Origin of the sequence: Pontibacter silvestris, assembly GCF_020907275.1 — a bacterium.
Classification (GTDB): domain Bacteria; phylum Bacteroidota; class Bacteroidia; order Cytophagales; family Hymenobacteraceae; genus Pontibacter; species Pontibacter silvestris.
In genome coordinates, this window is record NZ_JAJJWI010000009.1 from 137,085 (window position 1) to 152,717 (window position 15,633).

General features: G+C 44.6%; 14 protein-coding genes. 12 read left to right on the top strand and 2 right to left on the bottom strand.

The window, feature by feature from the left end; genetic code table 11:
* The 8 genes from LN995_RS10265 to LN995_RS10300 all read left to right on the top strand — a co-directional run bounded on the left by LN995_RS10265 (position 1) and on the right by LN995_RS10300 (position 7,149).
* The gene (locus LN995_RS10265; protein ID WP_229960957.1) at positions 1-507 is read left to right on the top strand and encodes an NADH-quinone oxidoreductase subunit C; all 507 of its coding nucleotides are present in this window, start codon (positions 1-3) and stop codon (positions 505-507) included.
* Positions 508-550: 43 nt separating this feature from the next.
* Complete coding sequence (gene nuoD / locus LN995_RS10270; protein WP_229960958.1) at positions 551-1,801, top strand: NADH dehydrogenase (quinone) subunit D; 1,251 nt, start codon at positions 551-553, stop codon at positions 1,799-1,801.
* Between the two features lie 61 nt (positions 1,802-1,862).
* Positions 1,863-2,423 (top strand): NADH-quinone oxidoreductase subunit NuoE family protein, encoded by a 561-nt coding sequence (locus tag LN995_RS10275; RefSeq protein WP_229960960.1) that lies wholly within the window; start codon positions 1,863-1,865, stop codon positions 2,421-2,423.
* Between the two features lie 37 nt (positions 2,424-2,460).
* Positions 2,461-3,807 (top strand): NADH-quinone oxidoreductase subunit NuoF, encoded by a 1,347-nt coding sequence (gene nuoF / locus LN995_RS10280; protein ID WP_229960962.1) that lies wholly within the window; start codon positions 2,461-2,463, stop codon positions 3,805-3,807.
* A gap of 207 nt (positions 3,808-4,014) precedes the next feature.
* Positions 4,015-4,995, top strand: coding sequence for a 2Fe-2S iron-sulfur cluster-binding protein (locus LN995_RS10285; protein WP_229960964.1), 981 nt, complete (start codon positions 4,015-4,017; stop codon positions 4,993-4,995).
* Positions 4,996-4,998: 3 nt separating this feature from the next.
* Complete coding sequence (gene nuoH, locus LN995_RS10290) at positions 4,999-6,054, top strand: NADH-quinone oxidoreductase subunit NuoH (RefSeq protein ID WP_229960966.1); 1,056 nt, start codon at positions 4,999-5,001, stop codon at positions 6,052-6,054.
* Between the two features lie 61 nt (positions 6,055-6,115).
* A complete protein-coding gene (locus LN995_RS10295) occupies positions 6,116-6,628 on the top strand; it encodes a NuoI/complex I 23 kDa subunit family protein (protein WP_229960968.1) in 513 nt (170 codons plus the stop codon).
* A gap of 5 nt (positions 6,629-6,633) precedes the next feature.
* Positions 6,634-7,149, top strand: a complete 516-nt coding sequence (locus LN995_RS10300; protein ID WP_229960970.1) for an NADH-quinone oxidoreductase subunit J family protein — start codon at positions 6,634-6,636, stop codon at positions 7,147-7,149.
* 26 nt (positions 7,150-7,175) lie between these two features.
* Here LN995_RS10300 and LN995_RS10305 read toward each other — a convergent pair whose 3' ends face one another.
* Positions 7,176-8,222: a DUF6929 family protein gene (locus tag LN995_RS10305; RefSeq protein ID WP_229960972.1), complete on the bottom strand. Its 1,047-nt coding sequence runs from the start codon at positions 8,220-8,222 to the stop codon at positions 7,176-7,178.
* Between the two features lie 304 nt (positions 8,223-8,526).
* Between LN995_RS10305 and nuoK the strand changes: the two genes are divergently transcribed.
* The 4 genes from nuoK to LN995_RS10325 are packed head-to-tail and all read left to right on the top strand — an operon-like array spanning position 8,527 to position 13,743.
* Positions 8,527-8,856: an NADH-quinone oxidoreductase subunit NuoK gene (nuoK, locus tag LN995_RS10310; protein ID WP_229960974.1), complete on the top strand. Its 330-nt coding sequence runs from the start codon at positions 8,527-8,529 to the stop codon at positions 8,854-8,856.
* 46 nt (positions 8,857-8,902) lie between these two features.
* The gene (gene nuoL, locus LN995_RS10315; RefSeq protein ID WP_229960976.1) at positions 8,903-10,858 is read left to right on the top strand and encodes an NADH-quinone oxidoreductase subunit L; all 1,956 of its coding nucleotides are present in this window, start codon (positions 8,903-8,905) and stop codon (positions 10,856-10,858) included.
* A 9-nt stretch (positions 10,859-10,867) separates the two neighbouring features.
* Positions 10,868-12,319 carry a complex I subunit 4 family protein gene (locus tag LN995_RS10320; RefSeq protein ID WP_229960978.1) on the top strand — a complete coding sequence of 484 codons (1,452 nt, stop codon included), beginning with the start codon at positions 10,868-10,870 and terminating at the stop codon, positions 12,317-12,319.
* A gap of 41 nt (positions 12,320-12,360) precedes the next feature.
* Complete coding sequence (locus tag LN995_RS10325; RefSeq protein WP_229960980.1) at positions 12,361-13,743, top strand: NADH-quinone oxidoreductase subunit N; 1,383 nt, start codon at positions 12,361-12,363, stop codon at positions 13,741-13,743.
* A 75-nt stretch (positions 13,744-13,818) separates the two neighbouring features.
* On the opposite strand, the gene aspS is transcribed toward LN995_RS10325, so the two are convergent.
* Positions 13,819-15,573, bottom strand: coding sequence for an aspartate--tRNA ligase (aspS, locus tag LN995_RS10330; RefSeq protein ID WP_229960982.1), 1,755 nt, complete (start codon positions 15,571-15,573; stop codon positions 13,819-13,821).
* Positions 15,574-15,633 lie beyond the last annotated feature (60 nt).

Below are 15,633 nucleotides of genomic sequence, written 5' to 3' on the forward strand. Positions count from 1 at the left end.
ATGACACTCACGAATGATTACGTGCTTGACAAAATAACTGTACAGTTTGGCGAGGATGCCATCTGGGGTGCTTACACCCCGGATGGCATTATGACCATCTTTACCAACAGAGAGTCGGTTGTGGAACTAATACAATACCTACACAACGACGAGGAACTGCAAATCCGTTTTCTGACTACCTTATGTGGCATTCATTATCCGGAACAGAAAGACAGGGAGCTTTGTGTGATGTACCAGTTACACAGCCTACGCCATAACTACCGCATCCGCATTAAGGTTGCGCTTCCTGCAACAGATCCTGTAATGCCTACCCTAACTAAGCTTTACGCTACAGCTAACTGGATGGAACGGGAGGCTTTTGACTTCTACGGCATTCAGTTTACAGGGCACCCTAACCTTATCCGTATTCTTAATGTGGAGGATATGGAGTACCACCCAATGCTGAAGCAGTACCCTCTGGAAGACCAGACAAGGGAAGATAAAGTGGACACATACTTCGGACGTTAAGCATCCTGCTAATAGATAGAAATCACCCGGCAACCCTACTACAATGGAGACTGAAACAAAACAAGCTGAGCTGGACAGACCTCAAAAGGTTCGCGGGGCTCAGGAGCTTAAACGGCAAGACGAGCAGGAAAAACAGCTGACCACGCTAAACCTAGGCCCAACACACCCGGCAACGCATGGTATTTTCCAGAACATACTCCAGATGGATGGTGAGAAGATTGTTTCTTCTGAAGCCACTATCGGATATATCCACCGGGCTTTTGAAAAAATTGCTGAGCGTCGTCCGTTTTACCAGATCACGCCGCTCACCGACCGCATGAACTACTGCTCTTCTCCCATCAATAACATGGGCTATCATATGACAGTAGAAAAACTGTTAGGCATTACGGTACCAAAGCGGGCACAATATATTAGGGTGATTATGATGGAACTGGCCCGCATTGCCGACCACCTGATCTGTAATGGTGTAATTGGTGTAGACTCTGGTGCCCTAACTGGTTTCCTGTACGTGATGCAGTACCGCGAAAAGATATATGATATTTACGAAGAAGTTTGCGGAGCCCGCCTGACTACGAACATGGGGCGTATCGGGGGCATGGAACGCGACCTTTCACCTAGGGCAATCAGTTTGATAAAGGAGTTTCTGAAAGACTTCCCTAAAGTATTTGCCGAGTTTGAAAGGATGCTGAACCGTAACCGCATTTTTATAGACAGAACAGAAGGTGTAGGAGGCATTTCTGCCGAGCGTGCCCTTAACTATGGTTTTACAGGTCCTAACCTGCGTGCTGCCGGCGTCGATTACGATGCACGAGTCATGAACCCCTACTCTTCTTACGAAGACTTTGAGTTTGATATACCAGTCGGTACGAAAGGAGATATTTATGATCGCTTTCGGGTACGGAACGAAGAAGTATGGCAGAGCGTGCGTATTGTAGAGCAGGCTGTCAACAACTTACCGGAAGGGTCTTACCACGCCGATGCGCCACATTACTACCTTCCGCCTAAGCAGGAAGTGTACCGCAATATGGAGGCGCTGATCTATCACTTTAAAATTGTAATGGGAGAAATAGATGCACCTGCTGGTGAGGTGTACCATTCTGTAGAAGGTGGTAACGGTGAGCTTGGCTTCTACCTTATCAGCGACGGTGGCCGCTCTCCATACAGGCTGCACTTCCGCAGACCTTGCTTCATTTATTATCAGGCTTACGGTGAGCTTATCAAGGGCAGTAACCTTTCTGATGCTATCCTGACCTTAAGTAGTTTGAATGTAATTGCTGGGGAACTGGACGCCTAATATCATTAATTAGAACAACCATTATCAGTCATAGATTATTATTAACGGATAAACGCACAAGATGGCAGAGACTACAAACGAAGTAAAGTTTTCTGATGCGGCTATGGCCGACATTCAGCGTTATGTCAGTCATTATCCGGAGGGGTGGCAGAAATCTGCTATTCTTCCTGTACTACATATTGCACAAGCAGAATTTGGTGGTTGGGTAAGCCCGGAAGTGATGGACAAAGTCGCCGAGCTGCTTAACATTACTCCCATTGAAGTATATGAAGTAGCCACTTTTTATACCATGTTTAACCTGAAACCAGTAGGCAGGCATGTACTGGAAGTTTGCCGCACAGGCCCTTGTTGTCTGCGCGGAGCCGACCAGATGATTGAGACGCTAAAGCAGAAGCTGAATATTACAGAGGGCGAAACCACAGCAGATGGCATGTTTACTTTGAAAACAGTTGAATGCCTGGCTTCATGTGGAACAGGCCCGATGCTACAGGTGCGGGAGAAGTACTATGAGAACTTGGATAGTGAAGAACGTGTAGATGCTTTTCTTGAAATGATGCGCCAATCGGAAGTAGAAACACCATTTCACAAGGCAATTTATCAGCATAAAGCCCAAGGGCTATAACAAAAGCTACTGTTAACCTAGAAAGACATCCTGCTTTATGGGAATTAAAATATTGACCGAACACATAAACGTACTTGGTATTGAGAAACTGGAGGTCTATCGAAAACATGGCGGTTATCGCTCTGTAGAGAAAGCCCTTAAAACAATGACACCAGAAGAAGTTGTGGAGGAAGTAAAAACAGCTGGTTTGCGAGGTCGTGGTGGTGCAGGCTTTCCTGCCGGTATGAAGTGGAGCTTTTTGGCTAAACCAGAAGGTGTGCCACGCTACTTGGTTTGTAATGCCGATGAGTCAGAACCAGGCACTTTCAAGGATCGCTACTTTATGGAGCGTACGCCACACTCGTTAATAGAAGGGATGATCACGTCCAGTTATGCTCTGGGCGCCAATACTTCCTATATCTACATACGGGGTGAACTGATGTTTATTCTGCGCATTTTGGAAAAAGCCATTGCAGAAGCCTATGCAGCGGGTTTGCTGGGCAAAAACATATTAGGTTCAGGCTATGACCTTGACCTGCATGTACACCCTGGTGGTGGCGCTTATATATGTGGTGAGGAAACCGCTTTGCTGGAGTCTTTAGAAGGTAAACGCGGTAACCCACGTAATAAGCCTCCTTTCCCGGCAGTAAAAGGTCTGTTTGCCAGCCCTACTGTGGTGAACAATGTCGAGACTATCTCATCTGTGCCCTGGATTGTGAATAACACAGGGGCAGAATACGCCAAAATAGGAGTAGGCCGCAGTACAGGCACTAAGATGATATCTGCCAGTGGCAACATTAATAACCCTGGCGTTTACGAAATTGAGCTGGGTGTTCCGGTAGAGGAGTTTATTTATTCTGATGAATACTGCGGTGGCATCTGGAAAGGAAGGGAGTTGAAAGCAGTTGTTCCGGGTGGTAGCTCTGTTCCTATTTTGCCTAAGGAGCTTATCTTAAAAACAGCTGCCGGTGAGCATCGCCTGATGTCTTACGAGTCTCTTTCAGAAGGTGGTTTTGTGACAGGCTCTATGATGGGTTCGGGTGCTTTTATTGTCTTTGATGAAGAACAGTGCATAGTGCGTAATACGTGGAACTATGCCCGCTTCTATCATCATGAATCCTGCGGCCAATGCAGCCCGTGCCGCGAAGGAACAGGCTGGATGGAAAAAGTACTGCACCGCATCGAACATGGCCATGGGCATCAGCAGGACATTGACTTGCTGGTAAGTGTCGCCAAGCAGATAGAGGGCAACACGATCTGCCCATTAGGCGACGCGGCAGCCTGGCCCGTAGCCGCTGCTATCCGTCATTTCCGCGATGAGTTTGAGTGGCATATCAGGTACCCGAAAGAAGCCACAGCCCAGGGTGCTGTATATAGAGGCCAGCTTACGACAGTAGAAGTTTAAAAATATTTGACGCTAGATCTTAGACCTTGCTTTTGATTATCTGAATTTAAAATATAAGCAGAGGCAATAAATTCCCCGCCTTGACAAGGAGAGAATGATTAAACCAAAGCGTCTCAAGGAATAGAGAAAGCTCCTAATTTACAGTGTAAAGGTTTGAGGTCCTGCTATCTTGCAAGAAACAAACAACAACAAACGAATAACGGAATAATGGCTAAAGTAACAATAGACGGCGTTGAGATAGAGGTAGAAGATGGTAGCACCATCTTACAGGCTGCCCGAAAAATAGGAGGCCATGTGGTGCCACCTGCCATGTGTTATTACGGACCGTTGAAAGGCAGTGGTGGCAAGTGCCGTGTGTGCCTGGTTAAGGTAACACAAGGCTCTACGAAAGATCCGCGCCCTATGCCTAAGCTCGTGGCCTCCTGCATCACACAGGTACAGGATGGTATGGTGGTAGAAAACTCCACAAACGAAAATGTTTTGACCGCCCGCAAGGGTATTGTGGAAATGCTACTGATCAACCACCCGCTGGATTGCCCTGTATGCGACCAGGCTGGCGAATGCAACCTGCAGGACCTTTCTTTTGAGCATGGTGTCAGTGCCACCCGCTATGAAGAAGAAAGACGCACGTTCAATAAAGTAGACCTTGGTCCTTATATACAGTTGCACATGACCCGATGCATTCTCTGCTACCGCTGTGTTTATACCGCTGATCAGATTGCCGGTAAGCGCGTGCATGGTGTATTAGGTCGTGGTGATACCGCTGAAATAGGCACTTACATTGAAAACGTAGTCGATCAGGATTTCTCAGGCAATGTGATTGATGTTTGCCCGGTAGGAGCCCTGACAGATAAAACCTTCCGCTTTAAAAACCGTGTGTGGTTTACCAAACCATTAGACGCGCACCGCAACTGCCCTACCTGCAGCGGAAAAGTGTCACTCTGGACGCGTGGCAACCAGGTACTGCGTGTAACTGCCCGCAAAGACAAGTATAACGAGGTAGAGGAATTTATATGCAACACCTGCCGCTTTGACAAAAAAGAAATGAGCGACTGGACTATTGAAGGCCCTCGCCACATAGACAGAGGTTCGGTTATTTCTGCAAACCATTACGAGTTACCTGTGGTAAATGTGCCGATAGTACCAAACCTGCCTAAATCTATTAGAACAAGCCTGCAAAAAAACTAAGCTATGGAGCCTGTAGACCTAATTTATAAAGCGATATACATCCTGTCCATCTTCGGCGTTACGCTTTTGATTGCCACTTACTCTACTTATGCAGAACGTAAAGTAGCTGCTTTTATACAAGACCGTATCGGTCCGAACAGAGCTGGTCCTTTTGGTTTGCTGCAACCATTAGCCGATGCAGGCAAAATGTTCTTTAAAGAAGAGTTTATTCCTGCTAATTCAAACAGAGCCTTGTTCATATTAGGTCCGGGCATCGCCATGCTTATTGCCTGTATGTCCAGTGCTGTCATTCCTTTTGGTGATATGTTGTTAGTCGGCGGCAGAGAAGTATACCTGCAGGCTATTGAAGTAAACATCGGGATGCTGTACGTGTTTGGCGTAGTTTCTTTGGGTGTTTATGGTTTGATGATCGGAGGTTGGGCCTCTAACAATAAATTTTCTTTACTAGGCGCTATTCGTGCTGCTTCGCAAAACATCAGCTATGAATTGGCTATGGGACTTGCTATCATTGCTATTCTGATGATTTCAGGTTCCTTGTCTTTAAGAGAGATAGCGGCACAACAGGTAGGGTTTAACTGGAATATTTGGTATCAGCCACTTGGCTTCCTTATCTTTTTAGTATGCGCTTTTGCCGAAACCAACCGGGCACCTTTTGACTTGCCGGAGTGTGAGACAGAACTAATAGGTGGCTACCACACCGAATTCAGTTCCATGAAACTGGGGTTATATCTGTTTGCAGAATATATCAACATATTTGTAGCTTCAGCAGTGATGGCCACGCTGTACTTTGGCGCTTATAACTTCCCCTTTATGGAAAACCTACGTGCTGCCATCGATGATCCGGTTACAGCTAACAATGTGGTTACTATAGTAGGCTTAGTCGTGATGTTTGCCAAAATCTTCTTCTTTATCTTCTTCTTTATGTGGGTTCGCTGGACGCTGCCACGCTTCCGTTACGACCAATTAATGAAGTTAGGCTGGCAAATCTTGATTCCGCTTTCTATCCTGAACATCATCCTGACAGGCGGCGGTATCCTGCTGAAAGAAAACTTATTTTAAACAGTATTGCCAGGTATTGAGAAAGTGAAGACTGAAAGGCAGTACTTAAATTAAGAAAGAAATGGAACCACTAACCAACAGAAGAAAGAAAATTGAAAAGCAGGAGATGACATTGTCAGAGAAGATGTACATTCCAGCTATTACGCAAGGCCTTTCTATTACGTTAAAACACTTCTTCAAAACGAAGAAAGCAACGATACAGTATCCGGAAGAAATTCGCCCACGCAGTGATGTCTGGCGAGGCTTGCATGTACTGAAACGCGATGAGCAAGGGCGTGAACGTTGTACGGCCTGTGGCTTATGCGCAGTTGCCTGCCCGGCTGAAGCTATTACAATGACAGCTGGTGAAAGAAAAAGCGGCGAAGAGAATCTATACCGGGAGGAGAAGTACGCCGTTACTTACGAGGTAAACATGCTTCGCTGTATTTTCTGCGGACTTTGCGAGGAAGCATGCCCTAAAGCAGCTATTTTTTTACAAGACGATAAAATTGCACCGGCCCGTTACGAACGTGCTGAGTTTATTTATGGCAAAGACCGTTTGGTAGAGCCTTTAAAGGCAACTGAAACAAAATAACTCCGATGACAGAGAACCTGTTTTATTTCCTTTCTTCGCTTACACTGCTTTGCGCCCTGATGGTGGTTATTTCAAAGAATCCGGTACATAGCGTCTTATTCCTGATTATTACGTTCTTCACTATATCAGGTCACTACATTCTGTTAAATGCGCAGTTTTTGGCAGCAGTTAACATTATTGTGTATGCAGGAGCCATTATGGTTTTATTCCTTTTCGTGATCATGTTCCTTAACATGGGCAAAGAGAAAGAGACCATCAAAACCTCTACCATGAGCAAAGTAGCAGGTACTATAGCTGGAGGTTTGTTGTTTGTTGTAATGATTGCAGCACTGAAAGATGCTGATGTAGTGGGCTACAACCCTGACACCTATACATCGCAGACAGGTATGGTAGAGAGTTTAGGATCTGTACTGTTCCGTGACTACCTCTTACCTTTTGAGCTTGCCTCTATTCTATTTTTAGTAGCGATGGTGGGTGCAGTTATGTTAGGTAAGAAAGAAGCAGGAGAGCAGCATTTTTAAAAGATAAAGTAGCCCATACACCGGGCCTACTTTACTTTTACCAATACCTCCAGCAACTCTGAATGGCCTAAATCATCGTCAGACACAACCACAGCTTTGTAATTCCACTGCTTGTCTACATAATCTATTACCAGCGACTCCGCTTTGCCTTTATAAGAAGTACCGTCTTTATATTTCAGAGGAAAGGCAGTTGCGTTTAAAGGCTTATCAGGACTGGTGGCAAGATCAAAATCTTCCAGTTCTATATAGCCGAGGTAGCTACCGAGCATTTCTCCGTCGTCTACTACGTTTGTAGTGCCTTCTACAGAGGCAGTAAAGAAGAGGTAGTTATGGAACACATAAGCCCCGGAGAAGCCAGAAGTATATTGGTCTAACTGTGGTAGGCTAAAATAAAAAACTGAAGCGGCAGGCAACGCCTGTGATTCCATCAGGTAAGAGATAAAGCTGTCTGTCTCGAAGCGAAACAACACATTGCCAACCGAGCTTAATGACCTCTGGAGCAGATAAACATGCTTGTTATCCATGGCAAGCCCCTCCAGGTTTAGCTGCTCATTTTTGTTTCTACTGGTAACCTGCTTCAGAAAAGCATACAGTGTATTTAGCTCTAGCTCCGTTACTTCATACTGGCGATCAAGGTTCACAGCAAAGCCCTTATAACGAGCTTCAGTTGAACCAGAGCCAAGCATAAACAAGTAATTTTCTCCTCTGTACTTAAACTGAGCCATGCACTCCAGGTCTGGCTTTAAAGCTTTAGGTATTCTTCCGCCTGTAAAGTTTTCAGTAGAAAATAAAGGATACTGTTCAGCAAGTGTGTAGCTTGAATCTAAACGGTACAGAAAGGGGGAATCGTCTCCTAATACATAATAGCTGTCAGGAAAGGTAGACTCTAAGCCGGAAGCAGATGGTAAGTTCTCAAAGAATATTTTCTTTTCAATAAAAGCGTTTCCTCTACTCATAGCCGGTTTAGTTTGTACTGAAGTTGCACCACTGGCAGTATGTTCACCTTGCTGGCAAGAAAAAGCAAGCAGCGCAACAACAAAAAGAAGTAAAAATGTAGTTTTTAATTGTGTCATATAATCAGGCGTAGCTTGGCAGTAAGCTCCTGTCGTGAGATCATCATTCAAAAACGGCTTTTCTCAGATAAACTACAGGAGTTCAGAAATCTTACGAAGTACAGACAGTAAAGTATAAGCTATATGTAAATATGGACTGGTTCTTTACGCTCCTGTTAAACCCATAACTGCAGCAACAGCCTGTTTCTTCTATAAAAGGCGGTAATTATATTAGAAATATTATGTATTGTCAAAAATTGGAATAACTTTACGAATAAGTGTTAGCGAAACCTTATATCAGAATATATTTCCCAAGTCCACCTATATGAATCAGATACCAGAAGTCATCAGAACAATTCCGCTTAATTATTACTTATTTTTTAGCACAGCTCTTTTTGCTATTGGTGTAATTGGTGTGCTTACAAGGCGTAATGCTATTGTTGTTTTTATGTGCGTGGAACTGATGCTAAACGCTGTAAATTTGCTCTTAACAGCGTTTGCCTCTTATAGAGCAGACGCTAATGGGCAGGTTTTCGTGTTTTTTATTATGGCTGTGGCAGCGGCAGAGGTGTGCGTTGGGCTGGCCATTATTGTTATGACCTATCGCAACATCCGCTCTACAGATGTGCAGTTGCTAAACTACCTGAAGTGGTAGCCTATAAGTTTCGTTAAGAATAAGCTTAAATTTAACTATACTTAGAATGCAAGAAATAGTAATGCCCATCAACAAGCAAGAAATGGCACTGCTGTGTTTGTTAATTCCGCTCCTGCCTTTGCTTGGGTTTATCCTAAACGGACTAGGTAACCGAAAGCTCTCCAAAGGAATAGTCAGAATTGTTGGCTGCAGTACAGTACTGGCCTCTTTTCTGATAGCAGTTTACCTTTTCTTCGACTTTACCGCCAATGGCAGCCAACCGTATATAGCCGACTTTTACAACTGGATATCGGTAGGCACACTGGAAATAGGATTCACATTTCTGATAGACCAGCTAACGCTACTGATGCTGCTAATGGTAACAGGCATCGGTTTCCTGATTCATGTGTACTCGGCAGGCTACATGAACCATGACGAAGGCTTTGGTAAGTTCTTTGCCTTTCTGAACTTGTTCATGTTCTCGATGCTGCTACTCGTAATGGGCTCTAACTATGTACTGATGTTTGTCGGCTGGGAGGGTGTCGGCCTTTGCTCTTACCTGCTAATTGGTTTCTGGAACACAAATACAAGTTATAATAATGCCGCCAAGAAAGCCTTTATAATGAACCGCATCGGCGACCTGGGGTTCTTACTTGGTATCTTCCTTATCTTTATCACCTTTGGCAGTGTCAGCTATCAGCAGGTTTTCCTGGAAGCCAGCAACTATACTGGCGTTGATACACCTGTAATGATTACAATCACGCTGCTGCTGTTTGTCGGTGCCATGGGTAAAAGCGCTCAAATTCCGCTGTTTACGTGGTTGCCCGATGCCATGGCCGGTCCTACTCCGGTTTCTGCCCTTATTCATGCGGCAACTATGGTTACAGCTGGTATTTACATGGTACTGCGCTCTAATGTACTGTATGTACTAGCTCCTACCACGCTTGAAATAATAGCTATAATTGGCGTAGCCACTGCTTTAGTGGCAGCTACCATAGGCCTGGCACAAAACGATATTAAAAAAGTGTTGGCTTACTCTACCGTTAGCCAACTCGGTTATATGTTCCTGGCATTAGGGGTAATGGCTTTCTCATCTTCTATTTTTCACGTACTTACACATGCCTTCTTTAAGGCGCTTCTGTTCTTAGGAGCAGGCAGCGTGATTCATGCGATGAGTAATGAGCAGGACATCCGCTACATGGGCGGCCTGCGCAAAGCTTTGCCCATTACGTTCATCACCTTCCTGATCGGTACACTGGCAATTTCTGGCATTCCGCCCTTTGCAGGTTTTTTCTCTAAAGACGAACTACTGGCTTACACCTACCATCATAATAAAATAATGTGGGCACTAGGGGTAATAACCTCATTTATGACAGCTTTTTATATGTTCCGCCTGTTATTCCTGACTTTCTTTGGGGAGTTTAGAGGTACAGATGCACAGCGCTCTCACCTCCACGAATCACCTGCTTCAATGACAGCCCCATTAGTTATACTGGCCATACTTTCTACTGTTGGAGGTTTCATCGGGATGCCGGAAATATTTGGTGCTGAACATGTATTAGGCAATTACCTTTCCCCTATTTTCAACTTTGCACGCCGCGCTAACGGACCAGCCATAGAACCTGTACAACTAGACCATGCCACAGAATACCTGCTAATGGCTGTTTCGGTAGGTGTGGCTGTTATAGCTATTATTATAGCTTATGTCATGTATATTAGCAAAAGAACAGTACCTGCATCAGAAGACCAGCGTCTGTCTCCTGTTCACAATCTTATCTACCACAAATACTATATCGACGAAATTTACAACACGCTGTTTGTGCTTCCCCTTATGTGGTTGTCTTCTATCTTTTATAAAGTACTTGATACCATAGTGGTAGACGGCATTGTGAATGGCCTCGGCAAGTTTGTGATGGTTAGTGGCCGCACAATGCGCTATGCTCAAAGTGGTGCTATAGGTTTTTATGTCATGATGATGGTGTTCAGTATTGTGCTTATTCTGTTTTTAAACTTCTTTATCTGATAAGGTAAAATGATGACAGCTTTATTACTTTTCTGGCCCGCCCTAGCTGGCATACTGGTTCTCCTTATAAAAGGAAAGGGAGCCAAAACAGTAGCATTTGTAGCTGCCTTGGTAGAGTTTGCCTTTGCGCTGTTTGCTGTTTCAGGTTTTGATACCCTAAGTGCTCATGCTCAGTTTGCCCTAAACTTACCTTGGATAGAAAGCGCTGGCATACGCTTTAGTATCGGCATGGATGGCATCAGCCTACTAATGGTATTGCTAACTACTTTCCTGATACCGCTAATCGTCCTTTCCTCTTTTAAACATGAATACAGAAGCCCTAATGTCTTTTACGCGCTGATCCTTTTTATGCAAACAGGCCTGATCGGGGTTTTTGTAGCTTTAGATGCTTTCTTGTTTTACTTTTTCTGGGAGGTGGCGCTTATTCCGGTATATTTTATCGCTGCTATCTGGGGAGGTGCCAACCGTGTGCCTGTTACCTTTAAGTTCTTTGTATACACCATCTTCGGCTCTCTGTTTATGCTGGCTGCTTTTGTATACCTGTACTTCCAGACACCCGGTAGCCACTCCTCCGATGTAAATACTTTTTATCAGTTGCCCTTAGATGCTGCTACACAAAGTTGGATATTCTGGTTTCTGTTTGTAGCCTTTGCTATTAAAATGCCTGTTTTCCCGTTTCACACCTGGCAACCGGATACTTATACAGAATCACCTCCCCAGGCAAGTATGCTGCTAGCTGGTATTATGCTAAAGATGGGTATTTACGGTGTCATTCGCTGGTTACTACCTGTCGTGCCGCTAGGTGTAAGCCAGTGGGATGAACTAGTGCTGATACTGGCTATTATTGGTATTGTTTACGGCTCCGTTATTGCTATACGCCAGCATGACCTGAAGCGCCTGATTGCTTATTCATCTTTTGCACACGTTGGCCTTATTGCCGCTGGCATATTTACCTTAAATGAACAAGGCTTACAGGGAGGGGTTATTCAGATGCTGAGCCATGGTATTAATGTAGTTGGTTTATTCTTTATTATTGACATTATCTTCAGCCGAACCCAGACCAGAGAAATCAACAACCTGGGTGGCATTACGCAAACCACTCCGGCGCTTTCAATCTTCTTTATGATATTAATGTTAGGGTCCATTGCCTTACCGCTTACTAACGGCTTTGTAGGAGAATTCCTCTTGCTGTCGGGGGTGTTCCAATATAACAACTGGTTTGGAGGCATTGCTGGTCTTACCATCATACTAGGTGCTGTTTACATGTTGCGTATGTTCCAGGGAGTTATGTTCGGAACAAAAACTGCAAACACCGATAACTTTACGGACCTGACACTGAATGAAAAAGCAGTGCTGATACCGCTGGTGATTATGGTGTTTTGGATTGGCTTGTTCCCCAATACCTTCCTTAGTATTTCAGAACCTGCTGTAGGTAACCTGCTGAACATCATTAATCGATAAGTCAGAGATAATAATAAGAGTTTTATAGGAAATACGACGACATGACTTCGATCATACTTCTATCGGTTTTTGGCATTGCTAATCTTTTTATCGGCTTTTTAAAGTCAAAGCGAATATTACTGCCGCTCGCTTTGCTGTTTCTGGTTGTAGTGTTTGGCGTAAACCTTATTGGCTGGAACAATACCCAGACTTATTTCAACAACATGCTCACCATAGACAACTATGCGGTGGCATTTACAGGCATTATGACGCTCTCTACACTCCTGATCCTGCCCTTTTCACAACACTACTTACAGGAGGATGACCAGAACCTGGCAGAATTTTACTCGCTGTTGCTCTTTGCTTTGGTTGGCGCCATTATGATGGTAAGTTATGAGAACATGCTCATGCTCTTTGTAGGGATTGAAATCCTTTCCATTGCCATGTATATACTGGCTGGTAGCGATAAAAGAAGTTTACGGTCTAACGAAGCTGCCTTAAAATACTTCCTGATGGGAGCTTTCTTTACAGGTATATTGCTGTTTGGCATTGTGCTGATTTATGGAGCTACAGGCACATTTAACGTTACAGAGATTGGCACTACTCAAGCTATGAACGATGGGGTAATGAATACCATGTTCGTGCTCGGCCTGTTACTGGTGGTAATTGGTATCTCCTTTAAAATATCTGCTGCTCCTTTCCACTTCTGGACACCTGATGTGTATGAAGGCACACCTACCCTGTTCACCTCTTTTATGTCAACGGTGGTTAAAACGGCTGGTGTAGCTGCCTTTTATAAATTAATGGTGGCTGCTTTTGCAGCTTCTTACGCTACCTGGTTTCCAACACTAATTGCAATTACAGTGCTCACGTTGGTAGTTGGAAACATTGGTGCCGTAGTGCAAAGGAGTGCAAAGCGTATGCTGGCTTATTCCAGTATCTCGCACGCCGGTTATCTGCTTATGTCGCTTATTGCTTTTAATGAGCGTTCGGATTCATCTATCTTGTTTTACTCCTTTGCATATTCTATTGCAACAGTAGCCGCTTTCGGCGTTATGAAGTTAGTATCTGACCAACGTGGAGACGAAACCTTTGAAGGCTTTGCAGGTCTGGGCAAAACGAACCCTTTGCTAGCCTTTGCCATGACGGTATCTATGTGTTCGCTGGCAGGCATACCACTCACGGCTGGCTTCTTTGGTAAGTTCTTTGTTTTCGCTGCTGTGGTAGAAGCTTCCGGCCTGATGTGGTTAGTAGTTGTAGCCGTTCTTATGGCTGCTGTTGGTATTTACTATTACTTTAAAGTTGTCGTAGCCATGTACATGCATCCTGCAGGGAACTATGAAAAAGTACAGGTCAACAGCTTTACAACTTTCATGCTGATGCTTATTTCGGCACTGACCATTCTCTTAGGCATAGCCCCTGCTCTGGTAAGCGACCTGATCTAGTACCTACTCACCATATATAAAAAAAGCTCCTGCTACATTAGTAACAGGAGCTTTTTTTTTGTAGCACTATCAATATTATGCCTTCTTCTTTACATCAATAGAGAGTTCTTCCAACTGCACGTTTGCTATCGGAGAAGGAGCGTCTATCATCACGTCACGCCCTGAGTTGTTTTTAGGGAATGCGATAAAGTCACGGATAGAATCGGCACCACCGAATAATGAGCAAAGCCTGTCAAACCCGAAAGCAATACCACCATGCGGAGGAGCTCCATATTCAAAGGCATTCATCAGGAAGCCGAACTGATTTTGTGCTTCTTCCGGCGTGAAACCTAGTAACCCAAACATCTGCGCTTGCAATTCTCTGTCGTAGATACGGATAGAACCACCACCTACTTCGACACCGTTTATCACCATATCGTAGGCATTGGCACGAATAGCTCCTGGGTCTGTCTTAATTAAAGCTAAATCTTCAGGCTTAGGCGAAGTGAATGGGTGGTGCATTGCGTGATAGCGGTTTGTTTCTTCGTCCCATTCCAATAACGGGAAGTCTACCACCCAAAGCGGAGAGAAAACATTCTTATCGCGCAGGCCTAATTGCTCACCCATTTCCAGGCGCAGTTCATTTAATGCCTTACGTGTTTTATCCGCTGCACCAGCTAATACCAGTATCAGGTCTCCAGGCGCTGCGTTAAGGGCTGTTGCCCATGCCTGCAAGTCTTCTGGAGAATAGAACTTATCTACTGATGATTTTACACTTCCATCTTCCTGCACACGTGCATAAACCAAACCTGTAGCACCTACTTGTGGGCGTTTTACAAAGTTAGTCAACTCGTCGATTTGCTTACGGGTATAGCCTGCTGCTCCTTTTGCATTGATACCTACTACTAGCTCAGCATCATCAAACACCTTAAAACCTTTGTTCTTTACTACGTCGTTCAGCTCCACAAACTGCATTCCGAAACGTGTATCCGGTTTATCAGAACCATAAAGCTTCATAGCATCGGCATAAGTCATGCGTGGCAGTTCCTCTATGGTAACACCTTTAACTTCCTTAAACAGGTGGCGGATAAAACCTTCAAAGGTATTCAGAATATCTTCCTGCGTAATAAAAGCCATCTCGCAGTCAATCTGCGTAAATTCAGGCTGGCGGTCAGCGCGAAGGTCTTCGTCGCGGAAACATTTCACAATCTGAAAATACCTGTCGAAGCCAGACACCATTAGTAGCTGCTTAAATGTCTGTGGTGACTGTGGCAGGGCATAAAACTCACCAGGGTTCATGCGGCTGGGTACCACAAAGTCACGAGCTCCTTCAGGTGTAGACTTTATAAGTACAGGCGTTTCCACCTCTATGAAGTTCAGGCCATCCAGGTAATTGCGTGTCTCACGCATCATACGGTGGCGAAGCTCTAAGTTTTTACGCACTGGCGTACGGCGCAGGTCCAGGTAACGGTACTTCATACGCAGGTCATCACCGCCATCTGTTTCATCCTCGATTAAGAAAGGAGGTAGTTTAGCTGGATTCAGGACTTCCAGTGCAGTTACTTTCACCTCAATGTCGCCGGTAGGTATTTTGTCGTTCTTGGAAAAACGCTCAATTACTTTACCAGTAGCTTTTATTACATATTCACGGCCCAGGTTACGTGCTGCATCCAGCACTGTCTGATCAGTGTGGCCTTCTTCAAAATTTAACTGTGTGATTCCATAGCGGTCACGCAGGTCAATCCACAGCATACCACCTTTATCGCGCAGTCGCTGTACCCAACCTGTCAGAATAACCTCTTCGCCTACGTTGTCTATTCGTAGATCGCCGCAAGTATGTGTTCGGAGCATAATATTGTTAATATTTTATATGGTGCAAAAGTAATAATTGTTTTCAAGGATACAGCTAAA